The sequence below is a fragment of the Gilliamella bombicola genome (assembly GCF_900094945.1).
Taxonomy (GTDB): domain Bacteria; phylum Pseudomonadota; class Gammaproteobacteria; order Enterobacterales; family Orbaceae; genus Gilliamella; species Gilliamella bombicola.
In genome coordinates this window covers 32,963-56,005 of the sequence record NZ_FMAQ01000009.1, presented here as the reverse complement: position 1 = coordinate 56,005, position 23,043 = coordinate 32,963, and the positions used below count along the sequence as shown (strand labels likewise).

Annotated in this window: 15 protein-coding genes; 9 read left to right on the top strand and 6 right to left on the bottom strand. The window is 37.0% G+C overall.

Annotated features, from left to right (window positions below; all coding sequences use genetic code 11):
- Nucleotides 1–1,117: 1,117 nt before the first annotated feature.
- Nucleotides 1,118–2,764 carry a hypothetical protein gene (locus GA0061081_RS08015; RefSeq protein WP_091349478.1) on the bottom strand — a complete coding sequence of 549 codons (1,647 nt, stop codon included), beginning with the start codon at nucleotides 2,762–2,764 and terminating at the stop codon, nucleotides 1,118–1,120.
- Nucleotides 2,765–3,668: 904 nt separating this feature from the next.
- Between GA0061081_RS08015 and yccS the strand changes: the two genes are divergently transcribed.
- On the top strand, nucleotides 3,669–5,795 hold the full coding sequence (yccS, locus tag GA0061081_RS08010) for a YccS family putative transporter (RefSeq protein ID WP_209435394.1): 2,127 nt from the start codon (nucleotides 3,669–3,671) through the stop codon (nucleotides 5,793–5,795).
- A gap of 94 nt (nucleotides 5,796–5,889) precedes the next feature.
- On the opposite strand, the gene nfo is transcribed toward yccS, so the two are convergent.
- Both nfo and yejK read right to left on the bottom strand, forming a co-directional pair.
- A complete protein-coding gene (gene nfo, locus GA0061081_RS08005; protein WP_091349476.1) occupies nucleotides 5,890–6,735 on the bottom strand; it encodes a deoxyribonuclease IV in 846 nt (281 codons plus the stop codon).
- A gap of 31 nt (nucleotides 6,736–6,766) precedes the next feature.
- Nucleotides 6,767–7,771 (bottom strand): nucleoid-associated protein YejK, encoded by a 1,005-nt coding sequence (yejK, locus tag GA0061081_RS08000; protein ID WP_091349474.1) that lies wholly within the window; start codon nucleotides 7,769–7,771, stop codon nucleotides 6,767–6,769.
- A 383-nt stretch (nucleotides 7,772–8,154) separates the two neighbouring features.
- Here yejK and GA0061081_RS07995 point away from each other — a divergent pair, with 383 nt between their 5' ends.
- Nucleotides 8,155–9,534, top strand: a complete 1,380-nt coding sequence (locus GA0061081_RS07995) for an MATE family efflux transporter (protein WP_167349331.1) — start codon at nucleotides 8,155–8,157, stop codon at nucleotides 9,532–9,534.
- 72 nt (nucleotides 9,535–9,606) lie between these two features.
- On the opposite strand, the gene GA0061081_RS07990 is transcribed toward GA0061081_RS07995, so the two are convergent.
- The 3 genes from GA0061081_RS07990 to GA0061081_RS07980 form a co-directional block, all read right to left on the bottom strand.
- On the bottom strand, nucleotides 9,607–10,290 hold the full coding sequence (locus GA0061081_RS07990) for a tetratricopeptide repeat protein (protein ID WP_091349469.1): 684 nt from the start codon (nucleotides 10,288–10,290) through the stop codon (nucleotides 9,607–9,609).
- Between the two features lie 145 nt (nucleotides 10,291–10,435).
- Complete coding sequence (locus tag GA0061081_RS07985; protein WP_091349466.1) at nucleotides 10,436–11,335, bottom strand: DMT family transporter; 900 nt, start codon at nucleotides 11,333–11,335, stop codon at nucleotides 10,436–10,438.
- Nucleotides 11,336–11,346: 11 nt separating this feature from the next.
- The gene (locus GA0061081_RS07980) at nucleotides 11,347–12,213 is read right to left on the bottom strand and encodes a YicC/YloC family endoribonuclease (RefSeq protein ID WP_091349463.1); all 867 of its coding nucleotides are present in this window, start codon (nucleotides 12,211–12,213) and stop codon (nucleotides 11,347–11,349) included.
- 160 nt (nucleotides 12,214–12,373) lie between these two features.
- On the opposite strand from GA0061081_RS07980, the gene rph reads away from it, so the two are divergent.
- From rph to GA0061081_RS07945, 7 genes are all read left to right on the top strand, one after another.
- Nucleotides 12,374–13,090, top strand: coding sequence for a ribonuclease PH (gene rph, locus GA0061081_RS07975; protein ID WP_091349461.1), 717 nt, complete (start codon nucleotides 12,374–12,376; stop codon nucleotides 13,088–13,090).
- Between the two features lie 13 nt (nucleotides 13,091–13,103).
- Entirely contained in the window at nucleotides 13,104–13,751 is a 648-nt protein-coding gene (gene pyrE, locus GA0061081_RS07970) for an orotate phosphoribosyltransferase (protein ID WP_091349459.1), read from the top strand.
- Between the two features lie 313 nt (nucleotides 13,752–14,064).
- Nucleotides 14,065–15,162 (top strand): lactate oxidase, encoded by a 1,098-nt coding sequence (locus tag GA0061081_RS07965; RefSeq protein ID WP_091349456.1) that lies wholly within the window; start codon nucleotides 14,065–14,067, stop codon nucleotides 15,160–15,162.
- An 878-nt stretch (nucleotides 15,163–16,040) separates the two neighbouring features.
- Complete coding sequence (locus GA0061081_RS07960; protein ID WP_091349547.1) at nucleotides 16,041–17,582, top strand: type I restriction-modification system subunit M; 1,542 nt, start codon at nucleotides 16,041–16,043, stop codon at nucleotides 17,580–17,582.
- Nucleotides 17,579–18,772, top strand: coding sequence for a restriction endonuclease subunit S (locus GA0061081_RS07955; protein ID WP_091349453.1), 1,194 nt, complete (start codon nucleotides 17,579–17,581; stop codon nucleotides 18,770–18,772). Before GA0061081_RS07960 ends, GA0061081_RS07955 begins: the two co-directional genes overlap by 4 nt.
- Before the next feature lie 20 nt (nucleotides 18,773–18,792).
- Entirely contained in the window at nucleotides 18,793–19,893 is a 1,101-nt protein-coding gene (locus GA0061081_RS07950) for an ATP-binding protein (protein WP_091349451.1), read from the top strand.
- 12 nt (nucleotides 19,894–19,905) lie between these two features.
- On the top strand, nucleotides 19,906–23,007 hold the full coding sequence (locus tag GA0061081_RS07945; RefSeq protein WP_091349448.1) for a type I restriction endonuclease subunit R: 3,102 nt from the start codon (nucleotides 19,906–19,908) through the stop codon (nucleotides 23,005–23,007).
- The last annotated feature ends 36 nt before the right edge of the window (nucleotides 23,008–23,043 follow it).

Sequence of the window (23,043 nt, the reverse complement as noted above, 5' to 3'; positions counted from 1 at the left end):
TTCTGACGCCGGAATAGGACAAACAACATAACCATCTTTTTTGGAAGATATTGTTTTTTATAATTATATAATTTATTTCAATTAAATGCCTACACGGCGTTAAGGGAGCGCCGTTGCACTCAAACCACCCCGCCGGATTTCTAAACCGCCTACACGGCGTTAAGGGTGCGATATCAACAGGGATTACTATTTTCAACTTTCTAAACCGCCTACACGGCGTTAAGGTTGGGCGCTATCCAAGTTTTTTCTGACTCAGCTTTCTAAACCGCCTACACGGCGTTAAGGTAGAACTCAAGATTTGATAAATCTTGCTGTATAAAGATAAACAACAATTTTGGTTTTGAAAACCCTTTTTTTGAGGTGTTTTATAATTTATTGATTTTATTTAATTTTAAATTGTCGTTAAAAAAAGGGTTTGGAGCGGTTAATTTGCTGTTATTAGGGCGCTATTTGTGGTTTTGTTGATTTGTTGTAGTCGGCGCTTTGCTTAGGTTGTTTAATTGATTGATTTAGCTTGAAAACGGCAAAACAAAAACTTCAATAAAATCAATAAATTTCCTGACCACTTTTTGGATGTAATTACATTGCTTTTTAACACAAAAATAACTCACCAAAAAACACCTAAGATTATGTTGTCTGTCTTGTTCCGGCGTCAGAATGTGCCGACAACAGAGTGAGGTTAGCACGCCAAACAGGACGTTTGGCGAGTTTGTGGTGCGCCGGGAGCGCGTCCACAAACGGTGCGTTAAGACCGAGCGGCGGCGTCGGGCAGCCGCAGGCCACATTCTGTAGCCAAAGCGTGGGATTGCAAAGGGAATTCGCTTTAATTCCCTTTGCTCGGACGTGGTCACTGTAGCTATTTTGTTCACCCAAGGTCAACCTTGCCGTACTATAAATAGACCACAAATTTAAACCGCCACAGCATTATCCACTAGGATTGCCATCGACACTTTCAGCGTCGGCGGCGGGGGACGGCGCGATTGTGGCTTCGCCGCAACAGCGCAACCCTAAGGAAAAGTGCCCCAACTGACGCGGGGGCTTTATTCTTTGATAGATTATCCTCTCAGGTACCATAACCGCCCCCGCGGCCCAAGGATTAAGGAATAAACGCTAAAAACTAAGGTGCGGTACAAACAGTATAGTAGCCACTGCTATCGCTGCGGACGGCGCCGGTGCCCGAGGAGACAAAGAACTGGTTGCTACCTGTTGCATCACTCGTCCAGTAGACACCATCGACGAAGCCTGCATCAGAGGAGTAACCCATAGAGCCCCACTCTGTGAAAAAACCCGCCCCTATGTGACGCTGGTAATAATAACCATCTGACGACGGACTGGCGCCATCTATGCCATTTACACATGGGAACCAACTATTATCTACACCACACTTCGCATTGGTTAAATCACTTACCCTTGGCATACGATAACCCAAACTATTACACCATGTGGCTTGATTAGAAACGTGAGCCATTTGAACGTCCCGATTGACGAACCACTGCCTCAACACAAATCCATACTTCACCTCATTACCACTTCTATCCCTACCCACCAACTCAAAGGTCTGCGGCAAAGATGGACGTCTAAGTGAACTAGGATAATTTGAATTTATCTGACTACTACTCGCCCTAGGACCATTCAACGTTACCCGTGTTACGTTCCGTGATTTATTTCTAATCCAAGCGTCGTTTTGAACTGTTCCCATAAATGGGTCTTGATGTGAGCCTGAACGCGGCCTTGTCCATATCACCGTTGCACTGATATCACCACTTGTGTAAATAGACCAACTCAACTGACTTCCATCTATCCCACCAATATCCAAATCAAAATACAATCCATCTGAACCGGTTGTAGGAAAATTTCGGTCGTAAGATAATGAACTCGTTGACTGAACTAAAAAGCCCTTATCAGGATTCCATATGTTAGATGGGCCTGCTCGGTAAGGGCCGTCGCGAGAATCTATACCAGTTGTGCCACCCAACAACAAATTCGGCCTGACCGAACAAATAACTGGCGACGACAAAGTGATATAATACTCCGCTGTACCCCCTCCAAACGTACTCCTATTCGGCACACCATACTGCGTAACTAAATTCCCTCCTGTACTACTTAAAGTTACTTTATAAGGGGCACCACATATACTTAATGAATCACTACGATTAATGGTATTGCCATCTTTATCCTTTATTATTAAATCTATACTCCCTGATGCGGTAACTCCATTGACTCCCTGTCCATCTCCATCATCATCTCCCCACTTCCCTTGGGTAATTAAATTGTTGAGACTTATGCTATCTGAACCCGACGGCAACACCATATGAATATCATTAAATGTAAAATTACCATTGGGTAACCTTATCGGGTTTGTCGAACTCGATGTGTTAGTTGAAGGCGTGATAGTTCTACCATCCGGCAACTCTATTGCCAAAAAGGTGTCTGTATCGGTTACCTTTGTCGGTCCTCCATCAAACGTTAAATACGGTGCACTACCGTAAATAGTATTGGTTGTCTTTACCGTCAACGCCTCTGTATCCTGCTTATACGACAATAACAACAATAGAGCAAAGACCAATGCAGATTTAGATAATAATGAAGTTTTAGATAACAATTTGGGAATCGGCGATAACCTTGCCGACAACGTCGCCGATTTCGCTACGCGAAATGACTTCGGTGATGATAATAAGAACTGTATCTGATTTAGACTACGGTGAAATTGAAAAAGATTTAGGGCGTAGGTTTGGCATGCCAGATGCCAGATGCCAGATGCCATGCATGGCAGCGCATTTTAATTATCCTGTCAAGTAATTTTTTGTTTTATTTCGATTTTTTAAAATTTCCGCTCAATTAATGAGCTTTCTCTTGTTTTAAATGCGCTTGAATTATAACCGGTTGATTAAGAATACGCTAGTTTTTGTTAAAAATTTTAAGGTTTTGTTAAGTGTGTAAGGTTAAACTTTTGTTGGCCTATTTTTTTGGGGGGATGGTTTTGGTGATATTTTTGGCTAAAAACCACAAAATAAAAACTTAAATAAAATCAATATCTTTCCTGACCACTTTTTGGATGTAATTACATTGCTTTTTAACAAAAAACAATTTACCAAAAAACACCTAGGGCTATGCTGTTTGTCTTGTTCCGGCGTCAGAATGTGCCGACAACAGAGTGAGGTTAGCACGCCAAACAAGGATGTTTGGCGAGTTTGTGCTGCGTCGGGAGCGCGTCCACAAACGGTGCGTTAAGACCGAGCGGCGGCGGAGGACAAATTTGTCTGGAACAAATTTGAACATCTGAGCAAAGCGAAGATGGCCTCGTAGAGGCGAGTATCAGGATGATACGAGTAGTGCCGAAGGCCACATTCTGCAGCTAAAGCATGGGATTGCAAAGGGAATTCGCTCTAATTCCCTTTGCTCGGACGTGATCACAATCGCTATTTTGTTCACCCAAGGTCAAAACGTCCGAAACCACCGTCCAATTTATTCTATTCACCAAAACAAGAAGGCCTGATTTTCCGCTCAAAAATCGGTCAGGAAAGGTATTGATTTTATTAAAGTTTTTTATTTAACTGTTTTTAACAAAAAAACAACGATTACAAAGTATACTTTCCCAATCTCCCTCAATATAGTATCCTATTAGCTATTATCCCATTCAAAGTTCATATACCGTGCACGGATTCATTTTGACTTTACGCAAAGTCTTTTATAGTAGCAACCTTCTTTTTAGTCTTCGAATGTTAATTAGTTTGACTGGATCGACTTTGGTTCCTTGGTATTTGGGGCAAACATCGCTTGTGATTCCCCTTACACTTGGGGTGGTTGCGGCAGGATTGACCGAGATTGATACGCGTTTATTAAGCCGTTGTATTAATTTGCTCTTTACGTTGTTCTGTTTTGCTATTGCGACTTTTTCGGTCGAGCTGTTATTTGATATTCCTGTGTTATTTATTGTCGGTTTGGTGTCTTCGACTTTTATTTTTATTATGCTTGGGTCGCTTGGTCAACGTTATGGGGTGATTGCTTTTGGATCGCTTTTGATTGCGGCTTATACCATGCTTGGACATAACCTATATACCGACAATTATACGTTGCCTTGTTTTTTGTTACTTGGAGCGCTTTGGTATAATGTTGTTTCGTTAATTGAGTCGATCATTCAACCTATTCGTACAACCCAGCAGTCGCTGTCACTGTGTTTTATTTATTTGGCGCAATATCTTGATGCTAAGGCGGCAATGTTCGATCCTGATGAGACCAATGATTTTGTAAAGCAGACATTGCAGTTGACCGATAGTAATAATCAGCTTGTGAGCGCATTTAATCACACCAAGCGTTCGCTATTTAATCGGCTAAAAAGCTATCGTGGGCAGGCTTATATTAGGAAGATGCTGAGCTACTATTTTGTGGCACAAGATATCCACGAGCGCGCAAGTTCGGCACATGGAAATTATCAAGCACTGAGTCTGCATTTTAAGCATAGTGATATCTTGTTTCGATTTGCGCGTATTTTAAATTTACAGGCGAAGGCATGTGCTCAGTTGGCAATGGCGATTAAGTTAAATCAGACTTATCAGCATGATCCGTTGTTTTCGCGTTATTTTTTGTATCTTGAAGAGGCAATTAATCAGTATCACGCAAGCAATAAAGCCGATATGATGATGGTGAAGGCGCTAAGAAGTTTGCATCAAAATTTGCTATCTATTGATCTGTTACTTGCCAATATTGATACCGAGCAACATTTATCAAAAGAGCAAGAAGATAATCAGTTAATTGACGAGGAGTTAACTCGTTTTCATGATATTTTTGTCAAAATCAAAGGGAATTTGACGGTTAAGTCCGCACTGTTTCGCCATGCGATTCGTATGTGTGTGGTATTTTTTGTGGGTTATATGGTCATTTGTTTTTCTGATTTATCACATGGGTATTGGATTATTTTAACTAGCTTGTTTGTGTGCCAACCAAACTATTCCACCACAAAACATCGCCTAAAATTGCGCGTAATGGGGACAATTTTGGGGATCATAGTAGGTATTCCGTTAACGTTTTTATTTCCAAGTGTACCTGAACAGTTGGTGTTAATTATTATTACCGGTTGGCTATTTTTTCTATTTAAGAATTCACAATATGCTTACGCGACAGCATTTATTACATTACTGGTGTTTTTTAGTTTTAGCTTGATTGGCGAAAGCAGTATTGCGGTGGCTGTTTCGCGCATTATTGCAACGTTGATTGGTTGTTTTATTGCTTGGTTTGCCGTGAGCTTTATTTGGCCTGACTGGCAGTTTAGAAATCTGCCTAAACTCGTTGATCGTGTTTGTCATGATGATAGTCACTATTTGGCGTTAATTGGACGCCAGTATTTGTCTGGCAAAACTAATGATCTACAATATCGATTAGCAAGACGAGCTACGCATGATAGTAATGCAGATTTATCGTCGTTAATTAGTTTGATGACCAAAGAGCCACATATGAATCCGGTGGTTATTGATCAGGGATTTCGTCTATTGACGCTTAATCATACTTTAATTAGTTATCTTTCAACTTTAGGCGCACATCGTGATAAATGTATATCAAAACAGACGCTCGATCTGTTTGACGATTTGTCGGTCTATATTATTAATCTGTTAAGCGATAAAAAGATAGATGGCGAATACCAATTCATTAAGAAGTCTGTTGTCGATTATATCGATACCATTTCCGTCAATTCAGTAGATGACGATAAAGCCAATAATGATCTGCTTGTAATGCAACAATTAGCTTTGATTTTGGATATTTTGCCGGAAATAATTGGACTTGTAGCGCAATTGGAATAACGAAACATGTTTAAACATTTATGTAATGTTTAACCTAGTTTGTGGGTAAGCATTACCCACTTTGTTTATAGTCAAATAGAAAATATAATAATTTTTATGCAGTTACCTGCTGCTTTAACCAGCTTATTTCTTGCGCCCAGATGTCGGGATCGATGGTTTCTAAAATAAGGGGAATTTCATCAATTCTTGGATCTTGCATAATATATTTAAAAGCTGCTTCGCCAATATTGCCTTTGCCTAGGCTATGATGACGATCAACATGGCTGGCAAATTCGCTTTTGGCATCGTTTAAGTGCATGCCTCGCAAGTATTCAAAACCTACAATTTTTTCAAATTCGGCAAAGGTTTCTTGGCAGGCTTTTTCAGTACGCAAGTCATAGCCAGCAGCAAAGGCGTGGCAAGTGTCAATACAAACGCCAACTCGGCTTTTGTCTTCAACTTGGTCAATGATCTGGGCAAGATGTTCAAATTTATAGCCTAAGTTAGAGCCTTGCCCCGCAGTGTTTTCAATAACGGCAACCACATTTTGTGTTTTATCAAGCGTGATATTAATCGATTCGGCAATGCGAGATAAACATTCATCGACCGAAATCTGTTTTAAGTCACTACCGGGGTGAAAGTTAAGTAATGTCAGCCCTAGCTGTTCGCACCGTTGCATTTCGTCTAAAAAGGCGGTGCGTGATTTTTCGAGCTGTTCTTGATCTGGGTGACCTAAATTAATTAAGTAACTATCGTGAGGCAAGATCTGTTTGCTAGTAAAGCCATATTTTTCGCAACGCTTTTTGAAGCTGTCGATAATTGTGGTCTCAAGCGGTTTGGCGTGCCATTGTCGTTGATTTTTAGTAAATAGCGCAAATGCGGTTGCGCCAATTTGATAGGCGTTAATTGGGGCATTGTCTACCCCACCTGCTGCACTGACATGTGCACCAATGTATTTCATGTTGTGTCCTAATAACGTTGTTGGTTGATAATTAGTTGGAACCGCTATTGCGTTGTAGCTGATCACGTAAATTAGGTGGTACACCTTTAATTACTAGGGAGTCAGTTTGCGGATCCCACTTAATGCGTTCACCTAATAAATTTGAATCAAAGCTTAACGTTAATCCCCCACCACTACCGGAGAATTTTTTAAGCTGACGCAGTGCACTGCGATCAACGGGAAATGTTTCTTCTAAATCATATTCACTGTTTTTAATAAATTCAATAAAGTTATTGTCAACACTGGCAGGTAGTTCGTTGGCCAAATTTTTCAGTTCAATTTCTTCACCTGCTTGTAATTGGGCTTGGCAGTAGTTGTAAACGTTTTCGCGCGCACTGGTTTTGTCTTGCTTGTCAAATTGCATTTCTTGGCAGTAATCATCAACCGCTTTAACCAGTGTTTTGTTTTGCGCTTTCGCATCTAATCCTTCGCTAGCACCTAAATAGTCCATAAAAAAGTCAGATACTTTGCGCCCTACTCGTCCTTTTAAGAAAGTTAAATAACGTTTTGAGTCGGCTTGGGTTTCCCATTCGGTAATGTCGATACGGGCAATAATATCGGCATGGTCAATGTCTAAGTATTGTGTTTCGCTGATATCTAAATCTTCATTCACTAACATACTTAAACAACTATTTAAAACCGCAATAATCAAGTATTCAACTGCCAAATAACGGTATTGGCAAAATACTACCGTTCCCCCTTCAGCAAAAGGGTATTTAGCTAATTCGTTACGCAGTTGTTTGGTCGATTCTTGGCTAAAATGTAAAAAGTCTTGATTGCCAAGGCGTAGTTCTTTTAGTGATTGTTCGAATAAGCTATCGCTATTAAATAGTCCATAGGCTTTGCTTTTGTTATTGTAGATGCGGTTGATATCTTCGATTAGATTAACAACGGCTTGCTCATTACCTAGCATTGATTCACGAAGTTGTAATTCGATTTCGGTGTCGCTTTTTCTAATTAATTTATGCAATATGATCTTTTCTATTTGTACGCTCATCGGTGAGGTTCCTATTTGATCGCAATAATCAGTAAGAGCGTTATTCTATCAAAGCGTCAAAAAAGTGCTATTAACAATTTATCACTCTGTTAAACTAGTGCTGTTAACTTGCATTAAATCTATACTGAAATGCATGGTTATCTGAAATTTTTTGACAAGATTTAACTACACAGTAACAATAGAAAAGTTTAGATAATTACTATAAGCTATAATCATAAAAAATAAGTAAAAATAGTAAATCCAGTATATTATTTTGGTAACATAGCCTATACGCAGCCATGATCATATCATGGATAATTCGAATAATAATGATACTGCCTTATACTCAAACATATAGCTACCTAAAACTTCTTTACAATATTAGCAGCGGAAAAATAAAAGCAATGGTTCACTCTCTTGATGTTTATAATGATTTTAAAAATAAAAAAATCAGTTTATTATTTTGGCAATATGCACTGCCTGCGGTAATTGGCACAATTGTAAATACGCTGTATAACATTATTGATGGTATTTTTATTGGCCATTGGATTGGTCGTGAAGCATTGAGTGGTGCAGGCATTATTTTGCCAGTTATGAACCTAACTGCAGGCATTGGTATGCTGGTAGGTATTGGCTCGGCGAGCCGGATTTCGATTTTTTTGGGTCGTGGCGAAAACGACAAAGCCGAAAAAGTCGCAGGTACCTCGTTTATGCTAACCGCAGTGCTGAGTGGCATTACGCTTTCGTTATTGCTCTATTTTGTCGATCCCGTTTTACATTTTGTCGGCTCTAGTGCGACTAATCATGTATATGCTCGAGAATTTTTAGAGGTTTATTTACCGGGTAGTATTTTTATTACGTTAACGTTTAATTATAACAATATGATGCGCGCCAGTGGTTATCCATTTAAAGCAATGGTTACCATGTTTATTAGTGTAATTGCCAATATTACTTTGGCACCGATTTTTATTATTGGTTTAGGCTGGGGCATGCGTGGAGCAGCTTTTGCAACCACGTTATCCATGTTTATTAGCTTCTTATTTGTTATGCAACACTTTATTGGCAAAAACAGTAATATTAAGCTATATCGGCGCAATTTCACCCTTAACTTGACCTATATTAAATCGATTATATCAATCGGTATGTCGCCATTTGCCATGCAGGTTGCAGCTTCTATAGTGGTGGTTTTTATCAACTGGCAATTAGTACATTATGCACCACTGTCTAACGTGTCAAGTGATGATGCTATTGCGGGCTATTCTAATGCCAACCGATTGATCACATTAGTAATTATGATTGTTATTGGGATTAATCAAGGTATGCAACCCATTATTGGTTATAATTACGGAGCAAAAAACTATTCGCGTGTCAAAACCACTTTTTTCTATGCCGTTAAAGTAGCAACTGTAATTACCAGTATTGGCTTTATTCTTGGATTTTTTATTCCGGATATTTTAGTCCGTGCATTTAGTGCTGACGAGGATTTAATCTCAATATCAGCCATTGCACTACGCTATACCACACTTTCTTTTGCTTTTATTGGTTTCCAAATGGTGACCACAAGCTTTTTCCAATGCATTGGTATGGCAAAAGTATCGATTTTACTCAGCCTTTCTAGACAGATCCTTATTTTATTGCCAACACTCTATATTTTGCCATTATTCTTTGGGCTTGATGGCGTTTGGGCAGCAGCACCAACGGCAGATTTGTTATCAACTTTTACAGCTTGCTTGATACTTTATTGGTATTTTAAATCACTCAAGAAAAGACATTGTTGTAATTAATACTGCCGTTTAAGTTAATCAGGGCTTAACGCCCTTTTTAATTTGGCCCAATTTTATTTACTGAAGTTGTTTTTATTTTTGTTCACAAAATTCATGCTTAATTCCATTTTCACAAGCTTTTTTAAACAATTCTTTCGCTTTTTTGGTATCTTTTTTAACATCATAGCCATTAAAATATATCACGCCAAGATTCCATTGTGCGTAAGGATCATTTTGCTCGGCCGCTTTTTCCAACCAAATTTTAGCTAAACTATAATCTTGTTCAACAACTTTACCATCAAAATACATATCACCTAAAGAATATTGAGCATTTACATTGCCATTTTCGCTCGCTTTTTGATACCATTCCAAAGCTTTCGTTATATTTTGTTCAACACCTTGGCCTTTTTCGTACATATACCCTAAACTAAATTGAGCTTCGTCGTCTTTTTCTGCTGCTTTTTGAAACCATTCAAAAGCTTTGGTGTAATCTTGTTCAACTTCTTCACCTTTATAATATAAGTTAGCGATATTAGTCATAGCATATACAATACCTTGTGCCGCAGCTTTTTCGTACCATTCTATTGCTTTTTGCGCATCTTTTGTGACAGAAATACCATAAAGGTACCTAACGCCAAGATAAAATTGTGCTTCTGGATTATTTTCTTCTGCCGCTTTTTTGTATAATTCGTCAAAACTCAAATCTCGAAAATCTTGAGCATAAGATGGGTTTGAGAAACATATGAACAATAAAAATAATGCAACTAATTTTTTCACGTTATATTCCTTATTAGCAAAACTTAATGAAATTAAAATATATATTCTAAATTATTATAAACTAAAATTACTGAACTATTTTTAGTAAAATCAAAATAAAACAAAAGTCTATTAATTCCGTTCAGTATTTCGTATTGTAGCCTTATTATGCCGAAGCCGATAAGTTTGTAATACTCGATAAGGTCACAAACATAAGACACAGAAAAATCAATATAACCCCAAACCATCCAACTAATGACATTTGTTCGCCAATAATTAACATCGCTAATATGGCCGCAATAACCGGCTCTAACAAGCTAATAGTAATAGCTGAGCTGGCTGATATTTTAGATAAACCATAGCCATAACATAAATACCCAAGAAACATGGGAATCAATGCCATATAAATGCAAACAGTCATATTGGTTAATGAGTCAAATAATGCAGATCCTGTAAGTAGCATAACAGGTATAAGTAAGATGCCACCACAACCAAAAGTCGCGCCCATGGCCGATTTTGTTGCGATACCTTTTAACATTAATTGCCGTGCAGACCATGAATACAGAGCATAAGTGAATCCAGCGATTAGGCCTAGCAAAATGCCAATAGTGATATGATCATATTGATTTGTAGTGGAGTTATTTTCTGAAAAGGCAAGTAAAATTATTCCCAAAATACCACAGCTAGCTCCTATTAACCATTGTTTAGTTAGCCGAAAATCACGGCTAATATATTCAATAATGGCTGAAAGAATCGGCGCAGAGCCAATAGAGACCACCGTTCCTATTGTCACGCCAGACAATCGCATCGAGCTATAAAAAGCTAAAGGGTAAATCATTACCGCAATGGCACCAACAATAAGAAAACCAAAATGTTTGGTTAATAAATGACGCTCTTTGATTATTTTGGGTATCGCCAATGTGCATTGTAAAATGCCACCAATGCCCATTGCTAACGAGCCAATAAGTAAAGGAGAAAGCAAGGGAGCAAATGTAGCTGCTGTGCCCGTTGTCCCCCATAAAATAGATGCCAATATGACGGCTAAAATGCCAAGTATTCTATTCATTGAATAAATGATCACTCAATGTTTTGTACTTGCTCTCTGATTTGTTCAATAAGCACTTTGAGTTCAATCGCACTAGCTGTAACATCAGCATTAATTGATTTAGACGCAATAGTGTTAGACTCTCGATTAAATTCTTGCATCATAAAATCAAGCCTGCGCCCTACTGCTTCGTTCTTTTTCAAGATTGAATAAGTTTCTTTTACATGAGTCATTAATCGATCAAGCTCTTCGGCAACATCAATGCGCTGTGCAACCATAACAATTTCTTGTTCTAGACGGGAATTGTCAAGTTCAATATTGGCTTCTTCTAATTTACTTTTTAGCCTTTCTTTTTGCCATTCAAGAATTTGTGGCATCCATTGGCGGATTTTGTCAACTTCTACGGTAATCGCTTCTAATCGTTTGATAATAAGATCACAAAGCGCTTTACCTTCGCGCTCACGTACCGCAATAAACTCATCAATTGCGGTATCAAGTAGAGCTAAAATTTCTTGTGAGATAGTATCTAAATTTTGCTCTTTTGCCGACATAACACCTGGCCAACGTAATACATCAATAGGGTTAATTTGAGCTGTATCTTGTTCAGTTTGAATCCAACTTGCAGCATTAATTATCTGTTTAGCCAGTTCTTTATTTAATGAAAGTTCTTGATGTTGTGCTGAAGGATCTAATTCAAAACGCAAATTACATTCGATTTTACCACGAGTTAGGCGATTACGTAATTTTTCGCGAACGATAGGTTCAAGTGAACGAAATTGCTCGGGCAAACGAATATACGTTTCTAAGTAACGTTGGTTGACTGAGCGTAATTCCCAAGAAGCCGTTCCCCATGGTTGGTTGGCCTCTTTTCTTGCATAAGCAGTCATGCTTGAAATCATAATAAAATCCTAAAATTGTAAAAAACTTACTGGGCATTGTATCATAAATTCTGTATAATGCGCTCTTAGCTTAGGCTAAACATCGCTTAAATCTTGTTGATGTCCTCCTAAATGATTAACTCAAAACGATAATTTTTAATTAAAACTGCTGGAGAATTGCATGCGCCCGTCTGGTCGATCTGCGGAACAAGTCCGCCCAATCAAAATAACCCGTCATTATACTAAGCATGCAGAAGGTTCTGTATTAGTCGAATTTGGTGAAACCAAAGTACTTTGTAATGCCACTGTTGACGAAGGGGTTCCTCGCTTTTTAAAAGGACAAGGCCAAGGGTGGGTAACCGCTGAATATGGCATGTTACCGCGTGCAACCAATTCACGTACCCAGCGCGAAGCAGCTAAAGGCAAACAAACTGGTCGCACTATGGAAATTCAACGCCTTATTGCCCGTTCACTACGTGCCATGATTGACCTTAAATTATTAGGCGAATACACCATCACGTTAGATTGTGATGTCATTCAAGCCGATGGTGGTACTCGAACCGCATCAATTACTGGCGCTTGTGTTGCTTTAAATGATGCTATCAACCAAATGCTAGCCAATGGAAAAATCAAACAAAACCCAATTAAATCATTAGTGGCCGCAGTATCTGTTGGTATTGTTGAGGGTGAAGCGCTTTGTGATTTGGAATATATAGAAGATTCAAACGCAGAAACCGATATGAATGTTGTTATGACAGATGATGGTCGTATGATTGAAGTGCAAGGCACTGCCGAAGGCGAACCATTTAGTCATGACGAATTATTAAAACTGTTAGAATTAGCAAAAAATGGCATTGCAACAATTATTGATGCACAAAAACAGTCCTTAAAAGATTAATTGGAGAAAATCGATGAAATCATATAAAAGTGAATTTATTGAATTTGCTTTAAATAGACAAGCATTAAAATTTGGTGAATTTACCTTAAAATCAGGACGCAAAAGCCCCTACTTTTTTAATGCAGGATTGTTTAATACCGGTAAAGATCTGGCTTTATTAGGTCGTTTTTATGCTGCAGCACTCATGGATGCCAACTTAGAATACGATGTTATTTTTGGTCCAGCTTATAAAGGTATTCCTATTGTTTCATCAACCGTTGTTGCACTCTCTGAACATCATAATATCGATGTGCCTTATTGCTTTAACCGCAAAGAAGCCAAAGACCATGGTGAAGGGGGTAACTTAGTAGGTAGTTCTATCTATCAGCAACGCGTTATGCTGGTTGATGATGTTATTACCGCCGGTACCGCAATTCGTGAATCGATGAAAATATTAGAAGATAATCAATCAAAACTCGCTGGTGTACTCATCTGCCTAGACCGTCAAGAAAAAGGTCGTGGTGAACTATCTGCAATTCAAGAAATTAAACAAACCTATCATTGTGATGTTATTTCAATTATTACGCTTGATGATTTGATCCAATACCTTTACCAAGATCCAGCTCGAAAAGATCAAGTAGTACAAGTTGAGGCTTATCGGGCTGAATATGGGATAAAATAAGCTATTAGTATTTGAATATACAATGGCTAATATATAATTATTAAAAAACCTCGAATAATATCGAGGTTTATTTTTTTGTTTAGCAAAAAATAAGCTTTTTATTGAATCCCTTTACAGCAAATTAAAAAATCCAAATAACTGCATTGCTATTTTCTTTATATTTCAGGCTATGATCTGTACTTAACCAAGCGCCTACAAAGATGAATATAAAAAAGTGCTATTTTGTCAAAAATGATTTTTATTTAATTTTAAATAAAAAATAGCTGTGATATAACCATACTGTTGTATTAACTCTCATAATTAGGAGCGAATCATGTCATACCATACAAGTAATGAAGAACACGCTATAGAGATCGTTAATATTGCTTCCTTAGAAGCATTAGTTAAAGCAAGAATGGAAGCTGGGGCGTTTGGTTATATCCGTGGTGGTGCCGAAGACGAATGGACAATGCGAGAAAATACCTTATCGTTTAATCGCAAAAAAATTATTCCTCGTGTATTACAAGGTATTGATCACGCAGATTTATCAACAAAATTGTGGGATATCCCCTTAAAAACACCCATTATTCAAGCACCGTCAGCTGCGCAAGGATTGGCTCATGAACAAGGCGAAAAGGACACTGCTAAAGGCGTCGCTGCTGCGGGATCTATTTTCTGTATTAGTACTTATGCCAATACATCTATTGAAGATGCCGCCAATGCTGCACCCAATGTACCGTATTTTTTTCAACTCTATATGAGTAAAGATGATGATTTTAACCGTTTTATTATCGATAAAGCCGTTAAAGCAGGCACAAAAGCAATCATTCTAACAGTTGATTCAACGTTAGGCGGTTATCGCGAAGAGGATATCGTTAATAAATTTCAATTTCCACTCCCTATGAAAAATCTCAGTGCTTACAGTCAATCAAACGGCAATGGCGATGGTTCAGGTAAAGGCATTAGCGAAATTTATGCCGCAGCCAAACAAGGTATCGTTCCTTCTGATATTCAAAAAATTAAAGATATGGCAAATTTACCTGTTATTGTAAAAGGAATTCAATCACCTGAAGATGCATCAATTGCAATATCTGCCGGAGCTGATGGGATTTGGATATCAAATCATGGTGGGCGACAATTAGATGGCGCTCCCGCTTCATTTGAGGTATTGCCTAGTATTGCAGCTACTGTTGCCAAACGTGTTCCAATCATTTTTGACAGCGGTGTACGACGTGGCGAACATGTATTTAAAGCATTGGCAAGTGGCGCTGATCTTGTTGCTATTGGACGCCCTATTCTTTATGGTCTGAATTTAGGTGGAGCTGAGGGAGTAAAATCAGTCTTTGATCATCTTAACAAAGAACTGTCTATTACCATGCAATTAGCTGGCACAAAAACGATCGAAGATATTAAAAATACCTTATTAATTTAATGGTAGAAATTACTTGCTTCGGTTACAGTAGTAAAAAAACGACTGTAATGAATATACATAAAACAAAATTATCGCCGTATCATCAACAAGTGCTATGGCGATAATACCCTAGAAAAAATAACCGTCATTATTGATTTGGCTAAACGTATATGACCAGTTGCTATCCAACCATTGATACCCCCAAAAGACCTCATGAAACATCAACTAACATAATTCCCATTGCATATACAGCACAAAAACAAGCAGCGTAATTATTTATTAAGTTGTATGCTCATTATGAAGTATTTACACAACTGTTACGTTTTAGGCTATATTTTTGTAAAAAATATTCAGGATTCTATACCGTTTCGTGATGAATTAAAACTGCCTACACGGCAGTGAACTAGAAGTTAATATACTATCAATATTGTATGTAAAAAGGCAAATAGCTATTTAGGTTTTAAAAACCCTTTTTTGAAGTGAGTTTTTAATTATTTGATTTTATTTATTTTTAAAATATGGCAAAAAAAAGGGTTCTGTTTTTTAGTTTTTTGACTGTGTCATGACTTAGTACTACCCAAACCTAAAACTCAAAAAAGATATTGAATGATGTTCATCAACAACTTTCAAGCAACAATAGAATGAAGAAGCGCGACCAGTTCAATTTTTCTGATATATGAAAAATGAGAAAATAATTAGGGTTGGATTTATCATCCTTAATAAAGCAAATAAAAGCTCGCAGATAGAAAATTAACAACAAATCAGCTATGATATAGCACCTATAACAGTTAGCGATAAAATGACTAATAAGGAAGTAAAAATCAGTTACTTTCTAATTAGGCAATACCTATTTTTTATTTAGGAATTTTGAAAATATGACTTCTAATAACGCCCAATCAATGACCGGAACGCAACAACGCGATCAACTACAACGCCAAATATGGAAAATTGCCGACGAGGTTCGCGGTGCTGTCGATGGTTGGGATTTTAAGCAATATGTTTTAGGTTCATTATTTTACCGATTTATTAGTGAAAATTTTGCTAATTATATTGAAGGTGGTGAAGAAGGTATCGATTACAGCACATTATCCGATGATGTCATTACCGATGAAATTAAAAAAGACGCAATAAAAACCAAAGGCTATTTTATTTATCCTAGCCAATTATTTTGTAAAATTGTAGCTCAAGCCAACACCAATTCAAGTTTAAATACTGATTTGGCCAATATTTTTAATGCGATTGAAAGCTCAGCTAATGGTTACCCGTCAGAAAGCGATATTAAAGGATTATTTGCCGATTTTGATACCACCAGTAACCGATTAGGTAATACTGTTGCCGATAAAAACAAACGGTTAGCGGCGGTACTTAATGGTGTTGCCGAACTCGATTTTGGTGATTTTGCCGACAATCAAATCGATCTGTTTGGCGATGCTTATGAGTTTTTGATCTCTAATTATGCCTCGAATGCCGGTAAATCTGGTGGTGAATTTTTTACGCCACCAAATGTGTCGAAATTGATCTCACAATTAGCCTTACACAAGCAAACAAAGGTCAATAAAATCTATGACCCAGCGGCAGGTTCGGGTTCTTTATTGTTACAAGCGAAAAAACAGTTTGATGAACATATCATTGAGGATGGATTCTTCGGTCAAGAGATTAATCATACCACCTATAACCTTGCTCGAATGAATATGTTTTTACACAATATCAACTATGATAAATTCGAAATTGCTTTAGGCGACACGTTACTTAATCCAAAGTTTGGCGACGAAAAACCATTTGATGCAATCGTTTCTAATCCACCCTATTCAATTAAATGGATTGGCAGTGACGATCCAACATTAATTAATGATGAGCGATATGCACCTGCTGGCGTGCTAGCACCAAAATCGAAAGCCGATTTTGCCTTTATTATGCACGCACTAAGTTATCTGTCCGAGTGCGGGCGAGCTGCGATTGTTACCTTCCCAGGGATATTTTATCGTGGTGGTGCAGAACAAAAAATTCGCAAATATTTGGTCGATAATGATTTTGTTGAAACCGTAATCTCACTGGCACCAAATTTATTTTATGGAACATCGATTGCGGTTAATATTTTGGTGCTTGCTAAAAATAAAACCGTCAAAACGACACAATTTATTGATGCCAGCAAACTGTTTAAAAAAGAGACTAATAATAATGTCCTCACTGAGGATCATATTCAAGAAATTATGCAAGTATTTGATAGCAAGCAAGATATCGAATATTTTGCTAAATCGGTCGATAATCAAACCATTGCACAAAATGACTATAATCTATCAGTCAGTTCGTATGTTGAAGCCGAAGATACCCGTGAAGTGATTGATATCACCAAGCTTAATGCCGAAATAAAAGATACGGTAGCTAAAATTGATAGCTTACGTTGCCAAATCGATGCAATTGTGGCGGAGATTGAGGGATGATTAAGAATAGTAATATAACTGAGTTGCTGAAAGGTGTTGAAGTTGAGTGGAAGACACTGGGGGAAGTGGCTGAATTAAGACGTGGGCGTGTAATATCAAAAGAAGATCTGGCTAAAAATATAGGTTATTATCCAGTATACAGCTCTCAAACAGCAAAAAATGGAGAAATTGGTAAAATAAACACTTTTGACTTTGACGGAGAATTCGTTAATTGGACCACTGATGGAGCAAATGCTGGTACTGTCTTTTACCGAAAAGGAAAATTTTCAATTACTAACGTAAGTGGATTAATTAAACTTAATAATTCTTCTAAATTAAATTACAAATTTTTATTTTATTGGCTGTCAATTGAAACCAAAAAACATGTTTATTCAGGAATGGGAAATCCCAAACTTATGAGTAATCAAGTAGAAAAAATTCGAATACCTATTCCCCCTACCTTCGTTCAAACCGAAATAGTCCGTATTTTAGACACATTCACAGCCCTCACTGCAAAGCTCACAGCAGAACTCAAAGCAGAGCTTACTACACGAAAAAAACAATACAACTATTATCGTGATAAATTGTTGACCTTTAAAGAGGATGAGGTTGAGTGGAAAACATTAGGCGAAGTCGGTCAATTAATTCGAGGTAATGGATTACAAAAAAAAGACTTTACCGAAACTGGCGTGCCTGCCATTCATTATGGGCAAATTTATACTTACTATGGAACTTTTGCTACTGAAACTAAATCATTTGTTTCAGCTGAATTAGCAAAAAAATTAAAAAAAGCTAAATATGGCGATATTTTACTTGCAGGAACAAGTGAAAATGTTAAAGATGTGATGACTCCTTTAGGATGGCTTGGTGGAGAAATTGTTTTTTCTGGAGATATGTATGCATTCAGACCTAATAATTTAGTTAATACGAAATATTTAACATATCTTTTACAAACAACCCATTTTCAAAAATTTAAAGAAAAATATGCTAATGGTACTAAGGTTATTCGCATTCAATCTGAGAAGTTTTTAACTTTCAAAATCCCCATTCCCCCACTCAAGGAACAAGCTCGTATTGTCGAAATCTTAGATACATTCGATGCGCTTACCAACTCAATCACCGAAGGTTTACCGCGTGAGATTGCATTACGCCAAAAACAATATGAATATTATCGGAATTTATTATTAGACTTTCCGAAAGTGCAAGAATAATAAGATAGAGTTATAAAAAGATGAATACCACATTAAGGAATATTGCTGAAAAGCTGGATAAAAACAATAGAAAAGTCCAATTAATCTATGCCTTTAACGGCACTGGTAAAACACGTTTATCTCAAACCTTTAAGAATTTAATTATATCGCAACGTAAAGATGATAAAGAGAATAATGCCGCCTTAACAAGGCACAATATCCTGTACTATAACGCCTTTACTGAGGATTTATTTGCTTGGAATAATGATAAACACCAAGAGGGTGAACATCAATTAATCATACAACCTAACTCATTTACTGACTGGATTTTAAAAGATCAAGGACAAGACCAAAATATTGTTCGTTACTTTCAATCCTATACCCATCAAAGATTACAGCCACATTTCAATGAGGATTTTTCTGCTATTACTTTTTCGCTAGCTGGGGATAATGATCAGCGTATTGATAATATTAAAATTTCTAAAGGCGAAGAAAACAATTTAATTTGGAGCATTTTTTTTACACTGATTAACTTAGTTATCGCAGAGCGCAATATTACTGACAAAAGCGAACGCTCGACTAATGAATTTGACCATTTACGCTATATTTTTATTGATGATCCCGTCAGTTCATTGGACGAAAATCACCTTATCCAATTGGCGGTAGATATTGCCCAATTAATCACATCCTGTGAATCTGACATTAAATTTATTATTACGACCCATAACCCGCTGTTTTATAATGTGCTTTATAATGAATTAACTTCAAAAGATAGTTATATTTTAAGACGATTTGAGGACGGTAAATTTGCATTAGAAGAGAAAAAAGGCGATTCAAACCGTAGTTTTTCCTATCATCTTTATTTAAAACAGTTGCTGCAAGAAGCGGTTAAGGAAAATAAAATTGAAAAATATCATTTTACCCTATTACGTAACTTATATGAAAAAACCGCCAGTTTTTTAGGCTATCCGCAATGGTCAGACTTATTGCCTGGCGATAAAAAACTTTACTTAACACGGATTATCAATTTTACCAGCCATTCAACCTTATCTAATGAAATGGTTTCCGAACCTTCTGAACCTGAAAAGCAAACTGTTGCATTTTTACTTAATCATTTACTTAAAAATTATAATTTTAAATAGCTGGAATAGAATATGACGACTTATACAAAACCAATTGCCGAAACCAATAGCTATATTATTTTAGATAACTACAACAAACTTGAAGAGACAGCAGCTGTTTATCAGACTGAAACGGATTTAGAAAACGAATTTATTCATGATTTAACTCGACAAGGCTATGAATATTTACCGAATTTAAATACGCATGAAAAGTTATTAGCCAATATTCGCGAGCAGTTGCAAACACTAAACAAAATGCAATTTACCGATGATGAATGGCGACGTTTTGTATTAGAGTATTTAGATAAACCCAATGAATCGATGATCGATAAAAGTCGCAAAATCCACCACGATCATATTTATGATTTTGTTTTTGATGATGGTCATATCCAAAATATCAAGCTGTTAGATAAAAAAGATGTCACCAATAATAAATTACAAGTTATCCATCAATTTCAGCAAACTGGCAATTATGCAAATCGTTATGATGTGACTATTTTGGTGAATGGCTTGCCACTTGTTCAAGTTGAATTAAAAAAGCGAGGTATTGCCATTAGGGAAGCCTTTAATCAAGTGCATCGCTACAGTAAAGAGAGTTTTAATCAAGACAATTCACTGTTTAAATATTTACAACTGTTTGTTATCTCAAATGGCACTGACACGCGCTATTTTGCTAACACCACTAAGCGCGATAAAAACAGCTTTGATTTTACAATGAATTGGGCAAATGTTAAAAATGAACCGATAAAAGATCTAAAAGACTTTACTACCACCTTTTTTGCCAGTCGCACGCTGTTAAATGTGTTACTGACTTATTCGGTGCTTGATGTGAATGACACATTGTTAATTATGCGCCCTTACCAAATTGCCGCCACCGAGCGTATATTGTGGCAAATCACTAGCGCTTATCATGCCAAAAAGTGGAGTAGCTTACAAAGTGGCGGTTTTATTTGGCACACAACAGGATCAGGCAAAACATTAACCAGTTTTAAAACGGCACGCCTTGCAACCGAATTAGAATTTATTGATAAAGTCTTTTTTGTGGTGGATCGTAAAGATCTGGATTATCAAACCATGAAAGAGTATCAAAAATTTTCAAAAGATAGTGTCAATGGCTCAAATAGTACTGCAGGGCTTAAACGCAATATTGAGAAAACCGATAATAAAATTATTGTCACAACGATTCAAAAGCTTAATAACTTAATGAAAAGCGACGATAGTTTGGCAATCTATGATAAACATGTGGTATTTATTTTTGACGAAGCGCACCGCTCTCAGTTTGGCGAAGCGCAAAAAAACTTAAAGCGTAAATTTAAAAAATATTACCAATTTGGTTTTACTGGTACGCCGATTATGCATACTAACGCAATCGGAACGCAAACCACAGCGGATGTTTTTGGCCGTGAACTGCACGCTTATGTATTAACCGATGCAATTCGTGACGAAAAGGTACTAAAATTTAAAGTCGACTATAATGATGTGCGTCCTAATTTTAAATCGATAGAGCAAGAACAAGATCTCGAAAAACTTAGCGCTGCTGAAAATAAAAAAGCATTGCTCCACCCAAACCGTATTGAGCAAATCACACAATATATTCTGAATAATTTTAAACAAAAAACCCACCGATTAATGGGCAAAAGTAAAGGGTTCAATGCCATGTTTGCAGTGAGTAGTGTAGATGCGGCTAAACTTTATTATGAATCATTCAAAAAATTACAAGAAGGTGCAAATCAGCCGTTAAAAATAGCCACGATATTTTCTTATTCTGCTAATGAAGAACAAGATGCACAAGGTAATTTTGCCGATGAAAGTTTTGAAACCGATGCCTTAAATCAAAGTGCTAAAGAGTTTTTAGCTGCTGCGATAGCAGATTATAATCAGATGTTTAAAACTAACTTTGATGTCAGTTGCGATCAATTTCAAAACTATTATCGTGATCTGTCTTTAAAAGTCAAAAATCAAGAAGTCGATCTATTAATTGTCGTTGGCATGTTCTTAACTGGCTTTGATGCACCAACGCTCAATACGTTATTTGTCGATAAAAACCTGCGATATCATGGATTAATTCAAGCCTTTTCACGCACCAATCGTATCTATAATGCCACTAAAACCTTTGGCAATATTGTGGCGTTCCGTGATTTAGAACAAGCCACCATTGATGCGATAAAAACATTTGGTAAAAGTAATACTCGTGAAGTGGTGTTAGAAAAAAGCTTTAAGGAATACATGGAAGGATTTACTGATAAAAATTCAGGCGAATTGCACCAAGGATATTTAGCTATCGTTACCGAGTTGCAAGATAAATTCCCACATCCTGACGAAATTATTACCGACAAAGATAAAAAAGCATTTGTTAAATTATTTGGCGAGTACTTGCGTGCTGACAATATATTACAAAATTATGATGAATTTGTTGCATTAAAAGATTTCCAACAATTAGATATGACTGATGAGCAAGCGGTTTTAGCGTTTAAAAACAAGCATTATGTAACTGATGAAGATCTGCAAAAAATGCAAGCTGTTAAACTACCAACTGATCGCGCCATTCAAAATTATCGTTCAACTTATAATGATATTCGTGATTGGCTACGCCGAGAAAAAGAAGCCAATCAACAAGATCAGCAAAGATTTGACTGGGATGATGTGGTTTTCGAAATTGATCTATTAAAATCGCAAGAGATCAATCTGGATTATATTCTTGAGTTAATTTATGAACAAAATAAGCAAGAAAAAACCAAACAAGACATTGTCGAAGATGCTCAGCGATTAATTCGATCAAGTTTAGAAAATCGCGCTAAAGAGGAGCTAGTTGTCGAATTTATAAAACAAACCGATCTTGACGCTATTCCAGATAAAGCTTCGATTATTGATGCGTTTTTCTTATATGCACAGCAAGAGTTACAGGTAGAACTAAATACCTTAATTGAAGAAGAAAATTTAAACGAAGCAGCCACAAAACGCTATATTGCCTCGTCGTTAAAGCGAGAGTATGCAACTGAAAATGGCACAGAGCTGAACGAGATTCTACCTAAAATGAGTCCACTTAATCCTCAATATTTAATTAAAAAGAGCCGAGTCTTTGAAAAAATCGCCGCATTGGTTGAAAAGTTTAAGGGGGTTGGTGGTAGAATTTAATTGTTAACAGTTAAATTTGCTAATAATTAAAGGAAG